Here is a 3,072-nt window from a genome sequence, read left to right as displayed (position 1 = left end):
TTTTAAAAGTGAAAATAAAGAGCAAAAATTGAGTCCGGCAAACACGTAATAAGAATTAACCCTTCTTATTACAACCAAAAACCTTGGTTGTTTACCATACATAAAGACCCTTTCGGGTTGTATGGTTAAGTGACTAAGCGTACACGGTGGATGCCTTGGCAGTCAGAGGCGATGAAGGACGTATTAACTTGCGATAAGCCCAGATTAGGTAGTAAAAACCTTTTGAGTCTGGGATTTCCGAATGGGGAAACCCACTTACATAAGTAAGTATCTTGTTGTGAATACATAGCAACAAGAGGCAAACCGGGGGAACTGAAACATCTAAGTACCCCGAGGAAGAGAAATCAACCGAGATTCCGAAAGTAGCGGCGAGCGAAATTGGATTAGCCCTTAAGCTTTTAATGATGCAGGTGAAGAGTCTGGAAAGTCTCGCAATAAAGGGTGATAGCCCCGTAACCGACACATCATAATCAGTGAAATCGAGTAGGGCGGGACACGTGATATCCTGTCTGAATATGGGGGGACCATCCTCCAAGGCTAAATACTACTGACTGACCGATAGTGAACCAGTACCGTGAGGGAAAGGCGAAAAGAACCCCTGTGAGGGGAGTGAAATAGAACCTGAAACCGTGTACGTACAAGCAGTAGGAGCACCTTCGTGGTGTGACTGCGTACCTTTTGTATAATGGGTCAGCGACTTATATTCAGTGGCAAGGTTAACCGTTTAGGGGAGCCGTAGGGAAACCGAGTCTTAACTGGGCGTTCAGTCTCTGGATATAGACCCGAAACCAGGTGATCTAGCCATGGGCAGGTTGAAGGTTGAGTAACATCAACTGGAGGACCGAACCGACTAATGTTGAAAAATTAGCGGATGACTTGTGGCTAGGGGTGAAAGGCCAATCAAACCTGGAGATAGCTGGTTCTCCCCGAAAGCTATTTAGGTAGCGCCTCGGACGAATACTACTGGGGGTAGAGCACTGTTAAGGCTAGGGGGTCATCCCGACTTACCAACCCTTTGCAAACTCCGAATACCAGTAAGTACTATCCGGGAGACACACGGCGGGTGCTAACGTCCGTCGTGGAGAGGGAAACAACCCAGACCGCCAGCTAAGGTCCCAAAGTATAGCTAAGTGGGAAACGATGTGGGAAGGCTCAGACAGCCAGGATGTTGGCTTAGAAGCAGCCATCATTTAAAGAAAGCGTAATAGCTCACTGGTCGAGTCGGCCTGCGCGGAAGATGTAACGGGGCTAAGCTATACACCGAAGCTGCGGCTGCACACTTTAGTGTGCGGGGTAGGGGAGCGTTCTGTAAGCCGTTGAAGGTGGTCTGTAAGGGCTGCTGGAGGTATCAGAAGTGCGAATGCTGACATGAGTAACGATAAAGGGAGTGAAAAACTCCCTCGCCGGAAGACCAAGGGTTCCTGTCCAACGTTAATCGGGGCAGGGTAAGTCGACCCCTAAGGCGAGGCCGAAAGGCGTAGTCGATGGGAAACGGGTTAATATTCCCGTACTTCTTACAATTGCGATGGGGGGACGGAGAAGGCTAGGTGGGCCTGGCGACGGTTGTCCAGGTTCAAGTACGTAGGCGGAAGAATTAGGTAAATCCGGTTCTTCTTAACGCTGAGATACGATGTCGAGCCACTACGGTGGTGAAGTCATTGATGCCATGCTTCCAGGAAAAGCCTCTAAGCTTCAGATTGTAAGGAATCGTACCCCAAACCGACACAGGTGGTCGGGTAGAGAATACCAAGGCGCTTGAGAGAACTCGGGTGAAGGAACTAGGCAAAATGGTACCGTAACTTCGGGAGAAGGTACGCTCTTATCGGTGAAGTCCCTTGCGGATGGAGCTGACGAGAGTCGCAGATACCAGGTGGCTGCAACTGTTTATTAAAAACACAGCACTGTGCAAAATCGTAAGATGACGTATACGGTGTGACGCCTGCCCGGTGCCGGAAGGTTAATTGATGGGGTTAGACTTCGGTCGAAGCTCTTGATCGAAGCCCCGGTAAACGGCGGCCGTAACTATAACGGTCCTAAGGTAGCGAAATTCCTTGTCGGGTAAGTTCCGACCTGCACGAATGGCGTAATGATGGCCACGCTGTCTCCACCCGAGACTCAGTGAAATTGAAATCGCTGTGAAGATGCAGTGTACCCGCGGCTAGACGGAAAGACCCCGTGAACCTTTACTACAGCTTGGCACTGAACATTGACCCTACATGTGTAGGATAGGTGGGAGACTTTGAAACCGCGTCGCTAGATGTGGTGGAGTCGTCCTTGAAATACCACCCTTGTAGTGTTGATGTTCTAACGTTGGTCCCTGAATCGGGATTACGGACAGTGCCTGGTGGGTAGTTTGACTGGGGCGGTCTCCTCCCAAAGAGTAACGGAGGAGCACGAAGGTGGGCTAATCACGGTTGGACATCGTGAGGTTAGTGCAATGGCATAAGCCCGCTTGACTGCGAGAATGACAATTCGAGCAGGTGCGAAAGCAGGTCATAGTGATCCGGTGGTTCTGAATGGAAGGGCCATCGCTCAACGGATAAAAGGTACTCCGGGGATAACAGGCTGATACCGCCCAAGAGTTCATATCGACGGCGGTGTTTGGCACCTCGATGTCGGCTCATCACATCCTGGGGCTGAAGTCGGTCCCAAGGGTATGGCTGTTCGCCATTTAAAGTGGTACGCGAGCTGGGTTTAGAACGTCGTGAGACAGTTCGGTCCCTATCTGCCGTGGGCGTTGGAAGATTGAAGGGGGCTGCTCCTAGTACGAGAGGACCGGAGTGGACGAACCTCTGGTGTTCGGGTTGTCATGCCAATGGCATTGCCCGGTAGCTAAGTTCGGAATCGATAACCGCTGAAAGCATCTAAGCGGGAAGCGAGCCCTGAGATGAGTCTTCCCTGGCGCTTTAAGCGTCCTAAAGGGTTGTTCAAGACTAGAACGTTGATAGGCAGGGTGTGTAAGCGCTGTGAGGCGTTGAGCTAACCTGTACTAATTGCCCGTGAGGCTTAACCATACAACACCCAAGGGGTTTTGATGGACTCAAAGATATAAGCACTTGAATGAGTTTTAGA

General features: G+C 50.5%; 1 rRNA gene. It reads left to right on the top strand.

Features of this window, described 5'->3' with window-relative positions:
- Nucleotides 1-123 precede the first annotated feature (123 nt).
- Nucleotides 124-3,014: ribosomal RNA gene (locus tag KI655_RS14675) — 23S ribosomal RNA — on the top strand.
- The last annotated feature ends 58 nt before the right edge of the window (nt 3,015-3,072 follow it).

It is taken from the genome of Vibrio sp. D404a (genome assembly GCF_030248535.1).
In the GTDB taxonomy this organism is placed as follows: Bacteria; Pseudomonadota; Gammaproteobacteria; order Enterobacterales; family Vibrionaceae; genus Vibrio.
Note: the sequence above shows the minus strand (reverse complement) of the source record. Positions and strands in the feature narration are given on the sequence as shown.